General features: G+C 31.0%; 3 protein-coding genes. 1 reads left to right on the forward strand and 2 read right to left on the reverse strand.

All coding sequences use genetic code 11. The annotated features are described in order from the left end of the window. Positions 1-60: 60 nt before the first annotated feature. Positions 61-933, forward strand: coding sequence for an aldose 1-epimerase family protein (locus VIL26_06945; GenBank protein HEY8390665.1), 873 nt, complete (start codon positions 61-63; stop codon positions 931-933). Positions 934-996: 63 nt separating this feature from the next. Here VIL26_06945 and VIL26_06950 read toward each other — a convergent pair whose 3' ends face one another. Together VIL26_06950 and VIL26_06955 are read right to left on the reverse strand one after the other, a co-directional pair. Next, positions 997-1,362 (reverse strand): hypothetical protein, encoded by a 366-nt coding sequence (locus VIL26_06950; protein HEY8390666.1) that lies wholly within the window; start codon positions 1,360-1,362, stop codon positions 997-999. Positions 1,363-1,397: 35 nt separating this feature from the next. Then, a partial coding sequence (locus VIL26_06955) for a hypothetical protein (protein ID HEY8390667.1) occupies positions 1,398-1,678 on the reverse strand: 281 nt, incomplete at its 5' end.

Raw genomic sequence — 1,678 nt, forward strand, 5'->3', positions numbered from 1 at the left:
TAAGTGATATAATCATTTTTAGGTTTTTTACAAAAGATAAATAAGGGAATACAAAAGATTATGGTTTTTAGTATTTTTAATGAAATGCTTGATGTCAGCATCTCAGACATCGGCGCTGAACTTATGTCTATTAAGACAAAAGACAAAACTGAATATCTCTGGCAAGGCAATCCAAAGTTTTGGGACGGCAGGGCATACAATCTTTTTCCTATAATAGGCAGACTTAATCAGGGCGTATATATATACAATGGTCAGGAATTCAAAATGCAGCTTCACGGCTTTTTGAGAACATCTAAGCTAGAAGTTATAAATCATCAAAAAAGCAGCATCACTTTTGAATTGAAATATAATAATGCAACTTTATATCAATATCCTTTTAAGTTTTTGATACGCATATCATATGAGCTTGTCAAAAACAAAATCAACGTAAAATATAATGTAGTCAATCTTGACGACAAACCAATGTATTTTAATATAGGCGCGCATCCTGGATTTAATGTGCCGCTAAAGCCTAGATTAAACTTTGATGATTATTTTGTGGAATTTAAAGATATATGCAAAATCAAAAAACATGAACTAAATGAAGATTATTGTTTTATGAGCGGAAAAGTAATTGATTATGAACTTTTAAACGGACGAATAATACCGCTTAATCACAAAATGTTTGAATATGATACATATATCTTTTCTGATACCAGCAAAACTGCGACATTAAAATCCATATCAGACGAAAAAAGCGTCATTATTAATTTCCCTGATTTCAAATATTTTGCTATGTGGTCCAATAAAACTGCGCCTTTTGTTTGTCTTGAATTATGGCAGGGTTTACCCTCATCAGCATATAAAATAGACGATTTACAGAAAAAATCCGATATTATTACTTTGGAAGAAAATAAAGAATATAATAATTCCTGGTCAATAGAAATAAGATAATTTTGCAAGCTATTTTGATTGCAAATCTAAAATGCAAGTAATAAAAAAACAGCCCTAAGATTTTTAGGGCTGTTTTATCTCATAATCGCTAAGGTCAGGCAATATAATATCTCCGTCATAGGGGATTATGTATGAATGATATCTGTCTCCCATATTGTGTTCATATACAAAATGTGCTTTTATAAAAGTGTTATTTTCAAAAACAAAATACAGATCATGTCCAACTAAAGTTTTCCATCTTATATAAAGATTATATATAACAGTTTTTCCATCAACCGCTTTTTTTGCTTGATAACTGTAATAATCGTTTGAATTGACATAGTAAAGTGCATATTTTAAAGATGTGAAACTATTTCCTGCGGAAAAATCATAGTCACCGCCAATTAATTCTCTTTTGGTTTTGTTACCGTCTTTATCTTTCTCTGCCAAATATTTTCCATCAAAATACTCATATGAAATACCGCTTATTTCGACGCCCGTTTTAGTCTTACCATTTTTTCAATAGAATAAGCATAATAATTTGTCGTTTTTGTTGCGGACTTGACCTGTCCGTCTTTAGAAACATAATATCCGTTCGCCTGTGTTAAAATCACGTCTTTTATTGCGATCCATTCTTTATAGGTAACCTGAACTGATTGGTCTATGGCTATAGAATCAGTATTAACAGCAGAACGAAATTCTTCTAGTGTTATATCTTCAAACTGTGCCTGAGTTACATCAAAAGATATATCCTTACTAAAATCAA

The sequence above is a fragment of the Clostridia bacterium genome, assembly GCA_036562685.1.
In the GTDB taxonomy this organism is placed as follows: Bacteria; Bacillota; Clostridia; order Christensenellales; family DUVY01; genus DUVY01.

Excerpts from the sequence above, each read along its gene's own strand:
- VIL26_06945 (HEY8390665.1), top strand. The coding sequence starts at position 61 with ATGGTTTTTAGTATTTTTAATGAAATGCTTGATGTCAGCATCTCAGAC.